The organism is Lysobacter yananisis, from assembly GCF_031199375.1.
Taxonomy (GTDB): domain Bacteria; phylum Pseudomonadota; class Gammaproteobacteria; order Xanthomonadales; family Xanthomonadaceae; genus Lysobacter; species Lysobacter yananisis.
In genome coordinates, this window is sequence record NZ_CP133568.1 from 2,748,078 (window position 1) to 2,764,691 (window position 16,614).

Annotated in this window: 16 protein-coding genes; 13 read left to right on the forward strand and 3 right to left on the reverse strand. The window is 67.9% G+C overall.

The window, feature by feature from the left end; all coding sequences use genetic code 11:
- The first annotated feature begins 201 nt into the window (after positions 1 to 201).
- The 6 genes from RDV84_RS11645 to RDV84_RS11670 all read left to right on the forward strand — a co-directional run bounded on the left by RDV84_RS11645 (position 202) and on the right by RDV84_RS11670 (position 9,791).
- Positions 202 to 1,743, forward strand: a complete 1,542-nt coding sequence (locus RDV84_RS11645; RefSeq protein ID WP_057948928.1) for a TIGR02677 family protein — start codon at positions 202 to 204, stop codon at positions 1,741 to 1,743.
- Entirely contained in the window at positions 1,740 to 3,008 is a 1,269-nt protein-coding gene (locus tag RDV84_RS11650; RefSeq protein ID WP_057948927.1) for a TIGR02678 family protein, read from the forward strand. Before RDV84_RS11645 ends, RDV84_RS11650 begins: the two co-directional genes overlap by 4 nt.
- Positions 3,005 to 7,150, forward strand: coding sequence for a TIGR02680 family protein (locus RDV84_RS11655; RefSeq protein ID WP_309153506.1), 4,146 nt, complete (start codon positions 3,005 to 3,007; stop codon positions 7,148 to 7,150). Before RDV84_RS11650 ends, RDV84_RS11655 begins: the two co-directional genes overlap by 4 nt.
- Positions 7,147 to 8,448 (forward strand): TIGR02679 family protein, encoded by a 1,302-nt coding sequence (locus RDV84_RS11660; RefSeq protein ID WP_309153507.1) that lies wholly within the window; start codon positions 7,147 to 7,149, stop codon positions 8,446 to 8,448. The genes RDV84_RS11655 and RDV84_RS11660 overlap by 4 nt, the downstream gene beginning before the upstream one ends.
- 171 nt (positions 8,449 to 8,619) lie before the next feature.
- A complete protein-coding gene (locus RDV84_RS11665) occupies positions 8,620 to 9,126 on the forward strand; it encodes a helix-turn-helix transcriptional regulator (protein ID WP_082644651.1) in 507 nt (168 codons plus the stop codon).
- Complete coding sequence (locus tag RDV84_RS11670) at positions 9,123 to 9,791, forward strand: nucleotidyl transferase AbiEii/AbiGii toxin family protein (protein ID WP_057948923.1); 669 nt, start codon at positions 9,123 to 9,125, stop codon at positions 9,789 to 9,791. The genes RDV84_RS11665 and RDV84_RS11670 overlap by 4 nt, the downstream gene beginning before the upstream one ends.
- A 13-nt stretch (positions 9,792 to 9,804) precedes the next feature.
- On the opposite strand, the gene RDV84_RS11675 is transcribed toward RDV84_RS11670, so the two are convergent.
- A complete protein-coding gene (locus RDV84_RS11675; RefSeq protein WP_197414759.1) occupies positions 9,805 to 10,476 on the reverse strand; it encodes a hypothetical protein in 672 nt (223 codons plus the stop codon).
- 787 nt (positions 10,477 to 11,263) lie between these two features.
- On the opposite strand from RDV84_RS11675, the gene RDV84_RS11680 reads away from it, so the two are divergent.
- From RDV84_RS11680 to RDV84_RS26300, 7 genes are all read left to right on the forward strand, one after another.
- Positions 11,264 to 11,845, forward strand: a complete 582-nt coding sequence (locus RDV84_RS11680) for an anthranilate synthase component II (RefSeq protein ID WP_309153508.1) — start codon at positions 11,264 to 11,266, stop codon at positions 11,843 to 11,845.
- A 133-nt stretch (positions 11,846 to 11,978) separates the two neighbouring features.
- Positions 11,979 to 13,007 (forward strand): anthranilate phosphoribosyltransferase, encoded by a 1,029-nt coding sequence (gene trpD, locus RDV84_RS11685; protein ID WP_057948920.1) that lies wholly within the window; start codon positions 11,979 to 11,981, stop codon positions 13,005 to 13,007.
- A gap of 52 nt (positions 13,008 to 13,059) precedes the next feature.
- Complete coding sequence (locus RDV84_RS11690; protein ID WP_057948919.1) at positions 13,060 to 13,401, forward strand: antibiotic biosynthesis monooxygenase family protein; 342 nt, start codon at positions 13,060 to 13,062, stop codon at positions 13,399 to 13,401.
- Complete coding sequence (gene trpC / locus RDV84_RS11695; RefSeq protein WP_309153509.1) at positions 13,398 to 14,189, forward strand: indole-3-glycerol phosphate synthase TrpC; 792 nt, start codon at positions 13,398 to 13,400, stop codon at positions 14,187 to 14,189. The genes RDV84_RS11690 and trpC overlap by 4 nt, the downstream gene beginning before the upstream one ends.
- A complete protein-coding gene (locus RDV84_RS11700) occupies positions 14,186 to 14,938 on the forward strand; it encodes a haloacid dehalogenase-like hydrolase (RefSeq protein WP_309153510.1) in 753 nt (250 codons plus the stop codon). Before trpC ends, RDV84_RS11700 begins: the two co-directional genes overlap by 4 nt.
- Positions 14,939 to 15,004: 66 nt before the next feature.
- The gene (locus RDV84_RS26295) at positions 15,005 to 15,190 is read left to right on the forward strand and encodes a DUF6053 domain-containing protein (RefSeq protein ID WP_425608199.1); all 186 of its coding nucleotides are present in this window, start codon (positions 15,005 to 15,007) and stop codon (positions 15,188 to 15,190) included.
- Entirely contained in the window at positions 15,112 to 15,321 is a 210-nt protein-coding gene (locus RDV84_RS26300) for a DUF6053 domain-containing protein (protein WP_425606275.1), read from the forward strand. Before RDV84_RS26295 ends, RDV84_RS26300 begins: the two co-directional genes overlap by 79 nt.
- Here the strand turns inward: RDV84_RS26300 and RDV84_RS11705 are convergent.
- Together RDV84_RS11705 and crp are read right to left on the reverse strand one after the other, a co-directional pair.
- Entirely contained in the window at positions 15,302 to 15,763 is a 462-nt protein-coding gene (locus tag RDV84_RS11705) for a global regulator CLP-associated N-acetyltransferase (RefSeq protein WP_057948916.1), read from the reverse strand. The genes RDV84_RS26300 and RDV84_RS11705 overlap by 20 nt on opposite strands.
- A gap of 6 nt (positions 15,764 to 15,769) precedes the next feature.
- The gene (crp, locus tag RDV84_RS11710) at positions 15,770 to 16,435 is read right to left on the reverse strand and encodes a cAMP-activated global transcriptional regulator CRP (protein WP_036148366.1); all 666 of its coding nucleotides are present in this window, start codon (positions 16,433 to 16,435) and stop codon (positions 15,770 to 15,772) included.
- Between the last annotated feature and the right edge of the window lie 179 nt (positions 16,436 to 16,614).

Here is a 16,614-nt window from a genome sequence, read left to right on the forward strand (position 1 = left end):
ACATCGCGACCCGCAGACGCCCTGCTAGGCATTGCAAAGGGGCTGGCCATTTCACGTCCCGGCAGCCGCTGCGGAGCCAGCCCGCGCGGTTACGATGACTCGGTCACGCTAGCGGCATGAAGGCCGCGATATGTACCGGATGCAAGGCGGATCGGGTATTAATATCGGTCAAGGAACGGGTGTGGGGACATCAGGAGAAATATGTCAGTGCAGGAGGCATTGATCGCCGGGTCGGCCGACCTGTTCCGCCACGTGACGGCGGACAAAGCCGAGTTCTACCGCGCGATCATGGCTGTGTTCGCCGCAGCCAAGCGCCAGTACCGCCTGCAACTGCGTCCTGAGGAAGTTCTGGCGGAGGCGGATTGGCCCGGTGCTCCACCGGCGCGCGAGGAAGTGGCGGCAGCCCTGGTCCGCCTGAGCGAGTGGGGCAATCTCGAATCTCAGCCGGACATGGCGCGCAAGCAGACCTTGGCCGACTTCTATCGCGCCCACAGCATCTACCGTCTCTCGCGTGGCGGCGAGGCGGCGGAGGCTGGCCTGGAAACGTTCGCCAGCAGCCTGCGCCATCGGGCTGAACTGCAGACCGTGGCGTTGGAGGACATCAATAGCCGCCTGCAGGCCTTGCGTCAGCTGCTCGATTCAGCGCCTTCCTCCGAACAGATCGATGTGCCCAAGGCGCACCAGATCCTGCGCGATCTGGTGCGGGTGTTCGAGGACATGACCAGCAATGCGCAGGCGTTCATGGCCAAAGTGGCGCGCGGCCTCGAACTGCGTCAGGCCGATGCCACCGACCTGGTCGCCTACAAGCGCGAGCTGATCGACTATCTCGAGCGCTTCATGTCCGATCTCATCCGTCGATCCGACACCATCGCCGCGCTGCTGCACGGTTTATCGGCGCGAATCGACGAGGTACTGCATCCGGTGGCTCAGCGCGAGGCGCGCGACGCGGCGCCCGGCGATGCCGAAGGAAGAGCCGGCGAGGCCGGGCGGCGCCTGGACGCGTGGCGTGAACGTTGGAAGGGGTTGTGCGGTTGGTTCCTGAACAGCGGCAACGAGCTGCCCCAGGCCGAGTTGTTGCGCGCTCGCGCGCGCGCGGCGATTCCGCAGCTGCTGGGCGCGATCGCCGCCGTCAACGAACGGCGCAGTGGCCGCAGCGATCGTTCCGCCGATTTTCGCGTGCTGGCGCAATGGTTTGCGGCTTGCGGCAGCGACGACGACGCTCATCGGCTTGCGCGCGTGGCGTTCGCATTACACCCAGCACGGCATTTCTCGCTGGATCTGGCCGAGGACGACGTGCCGGCCAACACCTCGTGGCTGGATGCGCCGGCGCTGACCATCAACCCACGCTTGCGCGAGTACGGCGAGGCCGCCCCGCGCGGCCCCCTGGCGCGGATACGCGACCGCAGCCGGGATCGTGAGCTAATGGCCAGGCAACTTGCCGAGGAGTCGCGGCAGGTCGAGGCCGCGCGGCAGCGCCTGGCGACCGGCCGGCCGACCCGCCTGTCGGAACTGGGCGAACTCGATCCGCATGCATTCGGCTTGTTCTTGGCGTTGCTCGGCGAAGCGCTGGCTGCGCAGGACGATCCGGAGCAACCGGTAGAACGCCAAACCGGCGATGGGCTGCTGTCCGTTCGAATGGAGCCGCTGGCGGCGGACAGCCGTGCTCGAATCCGGACGCGGGCCGGCGTGTTCTCCGGCCGCGACCACTTGCTGACGATTCGGCCGACGCGGGGGGCGGCATGAGTCCGCGTCCACCCCACCGCCGTAGCCGTTCGGTCGGCGAATGGCAGCAGACGCAGCAACAAGATGAATTCCGTCGCGCCCTGCGCGCGCTGCTGATGTGGCCGCTGATGGCGTCGGCCCACCCCGAATTCTCGGCCGTGCGGCGCCAGGCCGAGCGCCTGCGCGAATGGTTCGCGCGCGAAGCCGGATGGCCGCTGCAAGTCGATCGCGAAGGTGCGCGCCTGTACAAACGCCCGGCCAACGTTTCCGATCCGAGCCGTGGTCTGCCTGGCTACGACCGCCGCCGCTATGTCCTTCTGTGCTTGGCTTGCGCGGTGCTGGAGCGCGCCGACCCTCAGATCACCTTGCGCCTGATCGGCGAACGCGTGGTGCAACAGGCCGGCGACCACGCGCTGGCGGAGCAGGGTTTTGCGTTCACGCTGGGTACCCCGGGCGAGCGCCGCGAACTGGTCGCGGTATGCCGAACCCTGCTCGATCACGGCGTGCTGGAGCGCGTCGCCGGCGAAGAAGAGAACTTCGTCCGCGAAGGCGTCGGGCAACAGGCCGATGCGTTGTACGACGTACACCGGCGGCTCCTGGCCGGCTTGCTTGCGGCCGTGCGCGGCCCATCCACCTGGAGCGCCGAGGACGCGCCGATTGGACTTGAGGCACGGCTGCATGCGCTGCTGGCCGGATTCGAGGTGGACAGCGAGCAGGGGCGTCGCGACGCGATGCGTCATCGCCTGACGCGGCGGCTGCTCGACGATCCGGTGCTCTACCTGGACAGTCTGGACGAAGAGACGTACGGCTACTTCGTCAACCAGCGGGGCGTGCTTGCCGCGCGCCTGTGCGACGCGACCGGGCTGGTGGCCGAACAGCGAGCCGAAGGCCTGGCTCTGGTCGACGAGAGCGGCCAGCTCACCGACGTGGCGATGCCTGCGGAAGGCACGGAGGCGCATGTGACTTTGCTGGTGGCGGAGTACCTGGCGACTCGCCTGCGTCGAGCGCGGGTACCGATACATGTGGCCGAAGCCGAGATCGCCTCCTTCCTGCGCGAAGCCGCTGCGCGCTATGGCAAGTTCTGGCGAAAATCGGCGCGTGCCCCCGGTGCCGAGCGTGAACTGACCGACATTGCCGTGGAGCGGTTGTGCCGGCTGGGCTTGCTGACGCGCGTCGACGGCGCCGTCCTCCCGTTGCCTGCGATCGCCCGTTTCGCCCTGGGCCGGACCGAAGTGCGAGATGCGGCCGGTACCGCCTCCTTGCTTCCGCTTGCCGCCGATCCATGACCGACCATCTGCAGTTTTTGGAATCCTCCCGCCCCGCGTTGCCCGAGCCGCGTCGCGAGCGTTGGCAGCCGCTGCGCCTGGGCCTGATCGAACTGTTCCACTACGACAGCGAGGAGTTCTGGTTCCACGACGGGCACCTGCTGCTGCGGGGCAACAACGGCTCCGGCAAATCCAAGGTGCTGTCGCTGACCCTGCCGTTGCTGTTCGACGCGCACCTGCGACCGTCGCGGGTCGAACCCGACGGCGACGCCGGTAAGAAAATGGCCTGGAATCTGCTGATGGGCGGCCGTCACGATCGCCGCATCGGCTACAGCTGGATCGAGTTCGGGCGGCGCGAGCCGGACGGACGCGTCCGCTATCTGACGTTGGGCGTTGGCTTGTTGGCGGTCGCGGGACGCGCGCAGGTGGAGAGCTGGTTCTTCCTGCTCGAGGGCGGCGACGACTCGCCGGATCCGCGTATAGGCCAGGATTTCTGGCTGACCACGGCCGATCGCCACGTGCTTACCCGCGAGCGCCTGCGCGAGGCGCTGGCAGGGCGCGGTCTGATGTTCGAGCACAACGTTCCGGGCTATCGTCGCGCCGTGGACGAGCGCTTGTTCCACCTCGGCACGCACCGTTACGCGGCGCTGATGAATACGTTGATCCAACTGCGCCAACCGCAGCTGTCGAAGAAGCCCGACGAGAAAGGATTGTCCAACGCCCTGAGCGAATCCTTGCCGCCGCTGCCGGCCGACCTGCTCGGCGACATCGCCGAAGCGCTCAATCAATTGGAAGAGGATCGAACGCAACTGGAAGACATACGCAGGTTGGAGCAGGCCGTGACCCGCTTCGAGCAGCGTTACCGCATCTACGCGGGCATGCTGGCGCGGCGCCAGGCCCGCGAACTGCGCCAGGCGCAAACCGGTTTCGATAACGCCAGCGAGGCGCGCAACCGCGCGCAGGGCGAGTGCGAAGCCACGCGGTCCAAACACGAGGCGGCCCAGGCCGATGCCGAGGCGGCTCGGCAGGCTTGGCTGGCTGCACGCGAACGCTTGGAGACGCTGCAAAGCGATCCGGCCAACCAGGACGCCAATCGTCTCGCACGCGCCGAGACGGATGCCGACCAACGCAAGGGCGAAGCGGCTGCCGCGGGCAAGCGCGGTGTCGATACGCGGGCGTCGTTGCTGCGCGAAAGTCAGCAAAGCCAGCAGCGCGCCGATTCCGCCGCGCGAACGCGCCGCGAGTTGGAAGCCCGTCGCGCCTGGGCTTTCGACATGGCCGTGGCGGTCGGCCTGGATGGCGAATTCGTCGGGCACGCGCTGTTCGCTGCACAGGTCGACGCCTTGGCGACCGATCCATCGGTGTCCAATGCTGGCTTGGAGGCGGCGATCCAGCGTCGCCGCGGCGAGATCGCGTCGTTGCGGCGACGCCATGCCGAGGTCGAGCGACGACATGCGGTCTTGCTGGAACGGCAAAATGCAACGCAGGAGGCGCGCAACACCGTGGCGGACGTGGTGGCGCGCCGTGAGCAGGCCGACCTCGAAGCTGAGCTGGCTGGCGAGTCCTTGGTCCAGGCCTGGACCGCGTATTGCGACGACCTGCGTCACCTGCGATTCGATGCCGACGCACCGTTGCAAGCGTTAGCCGAGTGGGTCGCACGTCCAGAGGGCGAGAATCCGGCGAGATCCGCGCTGGATGGCGCACGCAGGATGGCTACGCGGCTCCAGGCCGGGCGCGAGGCGGATCTGAACGCGCAATGCCAGGCGCAACGCCTGCGGCGCAGCGCACTGGACGCCGAGCGCGAGCGCCTGCTGGCTGGAGAAATCGCCAGTCCGCCGGCACCGCAGACACGCGCCGCCGACGTGCGCGCAGACCGTAGCGGCGCGCCGCTGTGGCAAGCGGTGGATTTTCAGGCGCAGCTCGGGACAGAAGAGCGGGCCGGGCTGGAAGCGGCCTTGGAGGCTTGCGGCCTGCTCGATGCTTGGGTGTCGCCGCGGGGCGAGCTGATCGGCAGCGACGGCGAAGTGTTGCTCGACAGCCATTGGCAGCGCCGTGCCGCTGTCGCCGGCGGCAATCTGGCCGAGGCCTTGTCGCCGACGCCGTCGGACGATAGCGGACTTGCGCCGGAGGCCGTCGCCGGACTGCTGGCCGGCATCGCCTATGGACCGCTGGATCGTTCCGATGCCGAGGGCTGGGTATCGCCTGATGGACGGTTCCGCCTCGGCGCGTTGGCCGGCGCATGGCGCAAGCCCGCGGCCACCTATATCGGCCACGCCGCCCGCGAGCGAGCCCGGCGCGAGCGGATCGAGGAGATTGCGGCCGAACTCGCGGAACTGGACGTCGCCGACGCGGCATCGGCACGGCAGCTCCAGGCGCTGGAGGACGAACGCGACGAAGCCGAGCGCGAATGGCGCGAGGCGCCTTCCGATCAGCCGTTGCAAGAGGCCATCGCTGCCGCGATGCTGGCCGCCGGCGAAGCCGAGCGCGCCTATGCGCGATTGCAACGGGCCGAGAATCACAGCCGGGAAGCCGAAGCGCTGTGGCTAACCTCGCGCGAGGAATTGCACCGCACCGCTACAGACCTGCGCCTGCCGGCCGAGTCGGAGCGCCTGACGGAGCTGGAACAGGCGCTGCACGATTGCGAGCGGGCGCTGAACGCGTTGGTTCAGGCGGCGCGCGATTGGAGGAGCGCGTGGCCCGAGCATCTGCTGCAGCAGCGGCGTGAGGTGGATGCTCGGCAAGCGGTCGAACAGGCCGAGCAGGCGCGGATCGAGGCCGAGGAGCAGGCCACTCAGGCGAGTGCCCATCTTCAAGCGCTGCGCGACTCGATCGGACAAAAAGTGGAGGAACTGCGTGCCCAATTGTCGGCCGCACGCGAAGAAGCCCAGCGCGGCGAAGAGGCATGGGATCGGCGCCGCAACGACGCTAGCGCTGCCGACAAGGAGCATGCCGTCGCCAGCGCCCACGCCGAACAGGCCGCGCAGGTACTCGCCGAACGCAGCGCCGCCAGAACGGCGGCGGTGGAGCGCCTGCATGGGTTCGCTGTCAGCGGGCTGCTGGTCTCGGCCCTGCCGGACCAGGAGCTGCCTGCGCAATGGAGCATCGACCCGGCGCTGAGCCTGGCCCGACGTATCGAACAGGCCCTGTCCCGGATCGACGATAACGACAGCGCCTGGGGCAGGGTGCAAAAGGGCATTTCCGAAGACCTGGGCGAACTGCAGCGCGGCTTGGGCGCGCTCGGCCACCAGGCCATTTCCGAACCCAGCGATTTCGGCCTCACGGTCTCCATTCAGTACCACAATCGCGCCGAGCGCCCGGAAACCCTGGCGCGCTTGCTGGCCGAAGACATCGCGCAGCGCAGCGAGCTGCTTTCTGCCAAGGAACGGGAGGTGCTGGAAAACCATCTGCAGGCGGAGATCGCGGCGCAGATCCAACGCCTAATGCGCGATGCCGGCGAGCGCGTCAATGCCATCAACGCCGAATTGCACAAGCGTCCGACGACTACCGGCGTGCGCTACCGCCTGCAATGGGAGCCGCTGTCGGTGGAGGAGGGCGCTCCGGTCGGGTTGGAACGAGCTCGCCAGCGGCTCCTCAATACCAGTGCCGACCTGTGGTCGCCCGAGGAAAGGCGCACGGTCGGCGAAATGCTGCAGCAGCAGATCGACGCCGAGCGGGCTCGTGCCGAGGCCGATGCCATCGGCGGCAGTCTGCTCGACCAGCTCGCGCGTGCTCTCGATTATCGGCACTGGCACCGCTTCCGCATCCAACGCCTGCAGGACGGACAGTGGCGCAAGCTATCCGGGCCGGCCTCCAGCGGCGAACGCGCGCTCGGCCTTACCGTGCCGCTGTTCGCGGCCATCGCCAGCTTCTACGAACACGGCGGCAGCCAGTTGGCCCCGCGGCTGATGCTGTTGGACGAGGCCTTCGCCGGCATCGACGACAGCGCCCGCGCGCACTGTATGGGCCTGGTGCGCGAGTTCGACCTGGACTTCGTCATCACCAGCGAACGCGAGTGGGCTTGCTACGCGGAGCTGCCTGGGGTGGCGATTTGCCAATTGCAGCGGCGAGAGGGCGTCGATGCGGTGTTCGTCTCGCGCTGGTTCTGGGACGGGAACGCGCGGCGTATCGAAGATGATCCGGACCGCAGGTTTCCGCCGACATGAGCACGCCGGATGCACGTTTGCGGCGCCTGTTGGGCGGCCCCGAACTGGCCGTCGTTCGGCAGAGATTGCGTCGCCAGTTTGAGCGCATCGAATCGGACACGCCACTGGTCTCTGTGCGTCTGGATCAGCTCGATCCGGATGCGCACCGCGCGCTGTGTCAGTTGAGCGGAAAGCCGTCGCGCCTGTCGCGCTCGATGACCTTGAATATCCCCGACCTGGACGCGCGCCTGCGCAGCGCGGGCTTGGCCGATTCGCTGCGTGACGCACTGGAGCACCTGGATGGCCCCATCGTTTCGCTGGCCGGATCGCGCAGGGAACTCCAATCCCGCTGGGCCGCGGTGGCTAAAGCGCCTGGTCTGGGTCCACGGTTGCGGGCTTGGTTGGATGAGTCGCCGGCAGCGACGGGGCTGTTGAAGCGACTGGGGCGCGATCCCGAGCGCGCAGAAGCTCTGTTGGTCGCGGCCGATGCCGTGCTCGAACGCCTGCCGGCTACGGGTATGCCGCGCTCGCAACTGGCCGCCGAGACTCTGGGCGATGCTCATGCGTTGGATTCGGGGAAATCCGTCGCCGCGCTCGTACTGGCTGGATGGCGCTGGCATGAGGGCGCAGCCGCGGGGCAGACCAGGGCTGAGTCCGAGCAAGCATGGGTTGGACGGACAGCGGGCGAGGACGCCGATGCCGACGTCGTCATCGAGCGCCCGCGTGACGTATGGGCGCGGGCTGGGGTGGCGGTCAGCGAACTGGCGCGTCCGGTCTTGTTCCTGAATCTACCGGTCCCGTATGGCGGTCGTTGCGCCTGGATTGCAGGAGAGCCCGGCTATCTGTCGTTGCGGCAACTGTTGCGAGATCGGCCGGCCTGGCCGGTCGCCGGTAGATCCATCCACGTCTGCGAGAACCCGGATATCGTTGCCGTTGCCGCCGACCGTTTGGGAGCGACCTGCGCGCCGCTCGTGTGTACCGACGGCATGCCGGCCGCTGCGCAACGTATCCTGCTGGGCCAGTTGGTCTCTGCCGGAGCGCGGCTTTGGTACCACGGCGACTACGATTGGCCCGGCATTGGCATCGGCAACTTCGTTATCCGTACCTGGCGGGCAGCGCCGTGGCGCTTCAGGGCGGTGGACTATCGGGTCGCGGTCGCGCAAGCCCCGTCACGGGCACGAAATTTGGTTGGGGGCATGGTCGAGGCGCAGTGGGATGCCGAACTGACAGCCGCGATGAGCGAGCGGGGTTTAGCCATTGCCGAGGAAGCCGTCGTGGGTCAGTTACTCGACGACTTGCGCCTGGATATAGATCGGTGATCGGTATTGGGACCGGCAAAAAAGCGTGTTCTGGCGCGAGCAAGCAACGCATGTTCTGGCGCTCAATCTTGGAGAAAAGCGAAGGCGGAGTGAGGGGCTGGAGAGGAGGGGGGTTGCGGAATTTCTGTCGCATATATTTGACATTTTTTCTGTGCGGTCTATGATGCCTGCATGACCGCCCTTCTTGAACTTGGACTGGCTCTGCGCCGACGTCGTGCCGAGATGGGGCTCAGCCAAGCGCGAGTCGCGGTGCTTAGCGGCTTATCGCGTCAGACAGTGAACCAGTTGGAGATGGGCGCGGTGCCCGACCTAGGGCTCAACAAGGCAGAGCGGCTGGCTGAGTTGCTTGGACTGTCCCTGCGGGTGGAAACGGGGCTCGCCTCGCCGTCGCGTCTCCCGAGCCGCATGTCGCCCCTCGCGCGGGCGGCGGCAACCGCCAGCGTGAGCTATCGCAGCGAACTGCCGGCGGACGAGCTCAGACGCATGCTGAGTACCGGCGAGGTGCCGGATCGGTACGCGCCGCACTTGCACGCGCTTCTCGATGACGCCCCAGTGTCCTTGCTTGCTGCGCTGGCGGGGCAACTGCAGGAAGAGTGCGGATATGCCCGTGAGCAGGTATGGAAGCGCTATCGCAGCCTCGCGCGACGAGTGAAAAGCCTGAGAGGCCTATGGCAATGAGCACGCTAGACCTGGAGCGCTCCGGGCCATGGCGGGAATTGTTCGAGCGCGCGTTGGAGCTGACTGCGGAACTGGAACGCCAAGTTCCCGGTGCGGCTTGGAGCTTTGGCGGCGGGACCGTGCTGATGCTGCGCATCGATCACCGCCAAAGCAGGGACATCGACCTGTTCGTGCCGGACCCGCAGTATCTCGGTTACGTCAGCCCGAGGTTGAACGATGTCGCCGAGTCGATCAGCGCCGACTATGAGCAGGCTGCCGAGTATCTCAAGCTGTTCCTGCCAGGCGGGGAGGTCGACGTGGTCGTCGGAACGCCGTTGACCGAGCAGCCGTTCGATCTGGTCGAGTACCGCGGGCGTACGATCAAGGTCGAAACCTCGGGCGAAATCGTCGCCAAGAAGATGTGGCATCGGGGCGATCGCGCCAAAGCGCGCGATCTGTTCGATCTGTGCGCAGTCGATCGGGCCGAGCCTGAGCAGATCGAGGCTGCCAAGCCGTGGATGGCCCGGCACGGCGCTGCGTTCCTGGACGGTCTGAGCTTGCGAGAAACCCTCCTCAGGCGTGAGTTCGAAGAAATAGACGCAATCGGTCCGCGAATGAGCTTCGAAGAGTGTTTCAGTCAGGCCGAGCGCATCATCCGGCCGGTGCTTCGCGGAACAGGCGCGTAATGCGAGCAGCACTTTACTGCGGCTCCTGCCCCGCGCATGGCCAGAGCTTTTCCTCGAAATCGAACTCCAGTTGTCGAGGCATTCGTGCCGCTCTTGCGCGACGCCAGGCCCGCAAGCTTGAGGCTGGGGCGGGTGGGGCGAGCAGCAATGCATGCTGGCGAGCGGTAACCTGTCGGGCGTGAGCGCAACGTCGGTAAGCGTATGAGAGCGAAATAAGCAAATGGCGGGCGACGTGGCGCATGCGATTGCCGAAATGATCCAGCAGCGTGAGATATGCGCTCGCCAGCGAGTGTTGTTCGTTCGCTTCCGAAGGAGGCAATGGCTTTGCCTCTACCGCGAGTAGCAGGGACAGCGGATCGTGCCCATCGTCGCTGGCGAGCGAGTTCAGGAGCGGATGCGCGGCTCCTGATGAGTCGTCGTCTCGGCAGGCATGATCGAGCCTGATGGCGCGGCGGACGTTCACGTCCGTGTACCGGACCAAGTGCTGATACAGGTGGCTCAGCAGAAGATTGCGGAACTCGGGGTCGCCGAAGTCTATGGGCAGCCGCAGCCGGGTCGCCATTGTGTTGGCCATTACCCAGGCTTCGTTGACTACGTCGTGATAGCTATGCTCACGTAGGGTGTGGCTGGCGATTCTCCTCAGGTCTTTATGGTGTTCGCAGATGAACCGGTCGAACTCGTCCACGCAATGCTCCACGTCGACAGCGGCATCGGTCCAAGTAAGGGCGTGACGTGACAAACGTGTGGCGATTGGAGATGGGTGCGATTACGAGCGTTTGGAGTGTGTCGGTGTGCCATGTCGTTTGTGCTCTAGAGCTTAGGACGCGCTTTTTCTGGATGAGGCGATGGCTTCCCTGCGAGGCGACTTCCAAAGGGCGGTCGTCGCCGATCGGCGGCAGCCTGTGAAACTGAGAGGTGAGCGGGTCCAATGAGCGGGTCCAAGTTTTCGTGCCCCCAGGATGTGCCGGGTTTGGCTCTGTCCGGGCTCCGTTTGCCTGGCCCTCTCGCCCCGCCGGCCCCGCAACGGTTACAGTAGCCGCATGATCCCCCGTGCGATCCCGACGAAATCCCCGCAGACCGGCCTGGGCTGGCGATGGTGGCGTAGCGCCTCCGTCCGCCCGCTGCCGTCTTCCGAGGATTTCCCGCGTGACCCCGCCATCGCCTTCCCGCCCCGCGACCGCTGACCGCGGTCGGCGCGCCCGCCGCGCCGCCGCCGTTCTCCCGCTGCGCGACGCCGCGGCGCCATCCTTCCCGCACCCGGACCCGGGTCCCGAATCGGTCGCAAGGACCGCTTCGCGGATCGCACCGGGCGTCGCCCGCGCACGCGATAATGCCGGCCCCATGGGCGGCCGGGGACGCCGCCGGGGACGGGCGCCGCCGCGGTCCCGATCCGTACCCCTGTCCCCGCGCCGGCGCGTCCGCCGGCGCGCCCGCTCGCTCCACCCCGGCTCCACCCGCACCCGAGGCGCGTCATGTCCGTCCTGATGATCGACAACTACGACAGCTTTACCTACAACCTCGTGCAGTACCTGCAGGCGCTCGGTAGCGAGGTCGAGGTGATCCGCAACGACGAGCTGACGGTGGACGAGATCGAGCGGCGCGCGCCGCAGCGCATCGTGATCTCGCCCGGCCCGTGCACGCCCGACCAGGCCGGGGTCTCGCTCGAGGTGATCCGCCGGTTGGGCGCGCATACGCCGATCCTCGGCGTTTGCTTGGGCCACCAGAGCCTGGGCCAGGCCTACGGCGGCCAGGTGATCCGGGCCAAGCGGATCATGCACGGCAAGACCTCGGCGATCCGCCACCAGGGCGCGGGCGTGTTCGCCGGCTTGCCCGACGGTTACGAGGCCACCCGCTACCACTCGCTGGTGGTCGAGCGCGAAAGCCTGCCCGACGGCCTGGAAGTCACCGCCTGGACCGAGTACGAGGACGGCGGCTTCGAGGAAATCATGGGCCTGCGCCACCGCGAGCACCCGGTGGAGGGCGTGCAGTTCCATCCCGAATCGATCAAGACCGAGCACGGTCATGCGTTGCTGCGAAATTTCCTGCGGCGCTGAAGCGAAGGCGCGCGCCATGAAGGCAACGAACGGCGGGAACGTGGACGGCGGGCAACGATGGCGAGGGTCGCCCGTCGCCGCATCGCTCCCGTAACTCCTGCATTTCCCGCTCCCCACTTTCGGTTCCGACACCATGACCCCGCAAGAAGCCCTGCAACGCACCATCGAACACCGCGAAATCTTCCACGACGAAATGGTCGCGCTGATGCGCACGATCATGCGCGGGGAAGTCTCGCCGACCATGACCGCGGCGATCCTGACCGGCCTGCGGGTGAAGAAGGAAACCGTCGGCGAGATCGCCGGCGCGGCGACCGTGCTGCGCGAGTTCGCGCGGCCGGTGCCGGTCGCCGACCGCAGCCACCTGGTCGACATCGTCGGCACCGGCGGCGACGGCGCGCACACCTTCAACATCTCCACCGCCAGCATGTTCGTGGTCGCCGCGGCCGGGGCCAAGGTGGCCAAGCACGGCAACCGCAGCGTCTCGTCCAAGTCCGGCAGCGCCGACGTGCTCGAAGCGCTCGGCGCGGCGATCGAGCTGCAGCCCGAGCAGGTCGCGCAGTGCATCGAGCGCGCCGGCATCGGCTTCATGTTCGCCCCGGTGCACCACCCGGCGATGAAGGTGGTCGCGCCGGTGCGGCGCGAGATGGGCGTGCGCACGCTGTTCAACATCCTCGGCCCGTTGACCAACCCGGCCGACGCGCCGAGCATCCTGATGGGCGTGTTCCATCCCGACCTGGTCGGCATCCAGGTGCGCGTGCTGGAAGAGCTCGGCGCCAAGCGCGCGCTGGTGGTGTGGGGCCGCGACGGCATGGACGAACTCTCGCTCGGCGCCGGCACCCTGGTCGGCGAACTGCGCGACGGCCAGGTGCGCGAATACGAAGTGCATCCGGAGGATTTCGGCATCGCCATGGCCGCCAGCCGCAACCTGCGGGTCGAGGACGCGGTCGAGTCCAAGGCGATGGTGCTGCAGGCGCTGGAGAACCGCGACGGCCTGCCGCGCGAGATCGTCGCGCTCAACTCCGGCGCGGCGCTGTACGTCTCGGGCAAGGTCGAGAGCATCGCCGAAGGCATCGAGCTGGCGCGGCGCACCCTGGCCAGCGGCGCGGCGCGGGCCAAGCTCGACGAGTTCGTCGCATTGACCGCGCAACTCGCAGGAAAATAAACGCCGCTCGCCGCCCGCCAACACCGCAAGCCTTCCCGCCCCAGGAGCCAGCATGTCCGCCAGCTTCGCCAAATTGCCGGCGCCGCCGTACTACGCGGTGATCTTCAGCTCCCTGCGCAGCCCCGGCGATGACGCCGGCTACGGCGAAGCCGCCCAGCGCATGGTCGAGCTGGCCGCGCAGCAGCCCGGCTTCCTCGGCGTGGAATCCGCGCGCGGCAGCGACGGCTTCGGCATCACCGTAAGCTATTGGCGCGACGAGGCGGCCATCGCCGCCTGGAAGCGCCAGGCCGACCACGCCGCCACCCGCGCCTACGGGCGCGAGCACTGGTACGACCATTTCGAATTGCGCGTGGCCAAGGTCGAACGCGCATATGGGAGCAAGAGCAAGGCATGAGCGACATCCTCAACACCATCATCGCGCGCAAGCACGAAGAGATTCAGCAGCGCTCGCGCGTGCGTTCGCTCGACGACCTGCGCGCGCGCGCGCGCGCCCAGGCGCCGGCGCGCGGGTTCGTGCAGGCGATCCGCGACAAGCACGCCGCCGGCACCGCGGCGGTGATCGCCGAGGTCAAGAAGGCCAGCCCGTCCAAGGGCGTGATCCGTCCCGACTTCCATCCGACGCAGATCGCGCGCAGCTACCAGGCCGGCGGCGCCGCCTGCCTGTCGGTGCTGACCGACGTCGACTTCTTCCAGGGCAGCAACGCCTACCTGGCCGAAGCGCGCGAAGCCTGCGCGCTGCCGGTGCTGCGCAAGGACTTCACCGTCGACCCGTACCAGGTCTACGAGGCGCGCGCGATCGGCGCCGACGCGATCCTGCTGATCGTCGCCGCGCTCGAGGACGGCCCGATGATCGAGATGGCCGGCCTGGCGATGGACCTGGGCATGGACGTGCTGGTGGAAGTGCACGACATCGACGAGCTCGAACGCGCGCTGCAGACCGATTGCGAGCTGATCGGGGTCAACAACCGCAACCTGCGCACCTTCGAGGTCTCGCTCGACACCACCCTGGCGCTGCGCAGCGCGGTGCCGCGCGACCGCACCCTGGTGACCGAAAGCGGCATCGCCACCGCCGGCGACGTCGCGCGCATGCGCGAGGCCGGCGTGGAGACCTTCCTGGTCGGCGAAAGCTTCATGCGCGAGCGCGATCCCGGCACGGCGCTGCAGCGCCTGTTCGCCGCATGAGCCTGCGTCCGGCCGCCGCCGGGCGCTTCCCGGCGGTGCGCGAAGGCGCGCCGCTGGTGGTGTTCGACTTCGACCACACGCTCTACGACGGCGACTCGGGCAGCCATCTGTTCGCCTGGCTGATCAAGCGCTCGTGGTGGCGGATGGCGCTGGCGCTGCTGATCACGCCGCTGGCCGGGCCGATGGTGGCCTGGCTGCGCACGCGCCGGGTCGGCATCTCGGCTTATGTCTGGGTCGGCACGGTCGGGATGAGCGGCGCGCGCACGCTCGACGCCGCGATCGACCGCTACGTCGCCGGCCACACCGAGCAGATCCGCGCCCGCCTGCTGCCGATCGCGCTCGACGTGCTGCACCGCCACCGCGAACAGGGCGACCAGGTCGTGGTCGCCACCGGCGCGCCGCCGGAACTGGCGCGCGCGATCCTGGCCTTCGTCGCCCACGAGGACGTGCCCGTGGTCGGCACCCTGGTCGGCCCACGCCTGGGCGCGCTCGGCGCGCGCCGCCACTGCCACTCGCACATGAAGATGACCATGCTGCGCGAGGCTGGCTTCACCGCGCCGGTGGAGAGCGCCTACTCCGACAGCAGCGCCGACCTGCCGCTGCTGCAGGCCGCGCGCAAGCCGGTGGTGGTGAACCCGAAAGCGCGCCGGGTCGAGATGTTCCAGCGCGTCCTGCCGCCCGGCACCCCGATCCTGAATTGGGGTTGCCCTGGCCGCAGCGGCGAACCGGTCGGTTCCGCGGCAGGCTGAGTCGGCCCGCGGCTTCGGCCCGGGGTCGGCGATCCGTTGTTGTGGGAGGGGCTTCAGCCCCGATGCTTGCGCTCAGGTCCGGCGATCGGACACAAGAGCGTCGGGGCTGAAGCCCCTCCCACAAAAGCGAAATCGCTGCGGCTTGCGGCGGCGAGCGGATCGGATGAAGCCGGATGCGGACCACAGGGCTGTTGCGGAAGGCTGTCGTGGGAGGGCCTTCAGGCCCGACGCCTTGCGCTCAGGTCGCGGTGATCGGACACAAGGGCATCGGGGCGGAAGCCCCTCCCACAAAAGCAGCCCCCATAAAAGCAGATCGCCGCGACAAGCGCGGCGATTGGGCGGCGGGAGCGGGCAGGGCCGAACCTAGTCGCCCAGCGTCTTGACGAACTTCAGCGACCCGTCGGCATAGCCGCAGCGCCGGTAGAACTCATGCGCCTCGGTCCGCGACACGTTGCTGGTGACCTCGACCCGGCTGACCCCGTCGCGCCGCGCGCGGCGCTCGACTTCGCGCAGCAGCTGCCTGCCGATGCCCTGGCCGTGGCAGGAACGGGCCACCACCAGCGCGGTGATCCGCGCCAGCTCGGCGCCGTGGGTCAGCGAGTAGCGGGTATGGCTTGAAATCAGCCCGCAGGCGTGGCCGTCGATCTCGGCCAGCAAAAGGTAGTGGCGCGGATCCTCGCGCAGGTGCGCGATGCGCTCGATGGCTTCGTCGCGGGTGCACGGGTAGCCGAGCTGGCTCAGCAGCTCGGCCACGTCGCTGGCGTCTCCCGTTTCCGCCAGCCGCACCGTGGGTGCGGTCTGGTCGGACGGGGCGGCGCGTCCCATCGGGGCTCAGCGGGTCCCGTAAAGGACGACGGTCTTGCCGCGGGCGTGCAGCTTGCCGTCGGCCTGCAGCTTCTTGAGCACGCGGCCGGCCATTTCGCGCGAGCAGCCGACCAGGCGCGAAAGCTCCTGGCGCGACACCCGCAGCTGAGTGCCCTGCGGATGGCTCATCGCCTCGGGTTCCTTGGCCAGGTCGTGCAGGGCGCGCACGATCCGGTCGGTCACGTCGAGGAAGGCCAGACGGCCGGCCTTGCGACTGGTATCGAGCAGGCGCCGGGAAATCTGCGCGCCGATCGCATACAGCAGCTTGGGCGCGTCCAGCGACAGCCGCGTCAGCAGCAGGTCGTAGAGGCGCTCATGACCGATCTCGGCCAGCTCGCAGGTGCTGCGCGTGCGCAGGATCACCTCGCGATGGTCGCTCTCGATGAACAGGCCGAGTTCGCCGACGAACTCGCCGGGGCCGAAGTAGCCCAGGACCAGTTCGCGGCCGTCCTCTTCCTCGGTAATGATGCTGACCGAGCCGGAGACGACATAATAGAGGGTGCTGGCCGGGTCGCCGGGGCGGAACACGTCCGTACGGGACGGGTAACGCCGACGGTGGCAGTGGGCCAGGAAACGTTCGATCGTTGCGCCGTCGGGCAACAACGGGCTGTTGGTTCGGCGCAGTGCGGTCAAGGGAGCTACCGGGTTGGCGGACATTGGGGATTTGGGCTTTTTGTTTTCGACCGAGCTTAGGGCGATACGGCCGCTGGGGCAAATCCTGCCGCCGAAAATCCCGCTCCGATAGGGACCTGTGATGGAAGTTCAGCGACGGTCACGCTTTTGTCACCGACTTGGCCCAAAAACGCAGTGCG

Bases quoted from the DNA above. Each gene is read 5' to 3' on its own strand.
- RDV84_RS11660 (WP_309153507.1), top strand. From the start codon at position 7,147: ATGAGCACGCCGGATGCACGTTTGCGGCGCCTGTTGGGCGGCCCCGAA.
- RDV84_RS11705 (WP_057948916.1), bottom strand. From the start codon at position 15,763: ATGGGACGCGCCGCCCCGTCCGACCAGACCGCACCCACGGTGCGGCTG.
- RDV84_RS11645 (WP_057948928.1), top strand. From the start codon at position 202: ATGTCAGTGCAGGAGGCATTGATCGCCGGGTCGGCCGACCTGTTCCGC.
- RDV84_RS11690 (WP_057948919.1), top strand. From the start codon at position 13,060: ATGTCCGCCAGCTTCGCCAAATTGCCGGCGCCGCCGTACTACGCGGTG.
- RDV84_RS11665 (WP_082644651.1), top strand. From the start codon at position 8,620: ATGACCGCCCTTCTTGAACTTGGACTGGCTCTGCGCCGACGTCGTGCC.
- RDV84_RS11680 (WP_309153508.1), top strand. From the start codon at position 11,264: ATGTCCGTCCTGATGATCGACAACTACGACAGCTTTACCTACAACCTC.
- RDV84_RS11700 (WP_309153510.1), top strand. From the start codon at position 14,186: ATGAGCCTGCGTCCGGCCGCCGCCGGGCGCTTCCCGGCGGTGCGCGAA.
- RDV84_RS11650 (WP_057948927.1), top strand. From the start codon at position 1,740: ATGAGTCCGCGTCCACCCCACCGCCGTAGCCGTTCGGTCGGCGAATGG.
- RDV84_RS11655 (WP_309153506.1), top strand. From the start codon at position 3,005: ATGACCGACCATCTGCAGTTTTTGGAATCCTCCCGCCCCGCGTTGCCC.
- RDV84_RS11670 (WP_057948923.1), top strand. From the start codon at position 9,123: ATGAGCACGCTAGACCTGGAGCGCTCCGGGCCATGGCGGGAATTGTTC.
- trpD (WP_057948920.1), top strand. From the start codon at position 11,979: ATGACCCCGCAAGAAGCCCTGCAACGCACCATCGAACACCGCGAAATC.
- trpC (WP_309153509.1), top strand. From the start codon at position 13,398: ATGAGCGACATCCTCAACACCATCATCGCGCGCAAGCACGAAGAGATT.
- RDV84_RS26300 (WP_425606275.1), top strand. From the start codon at position 15,112: ATGCGGACCACAGGGCTGTTGCGGAAGGCTGTCGTGGGAGGGCCTTCA.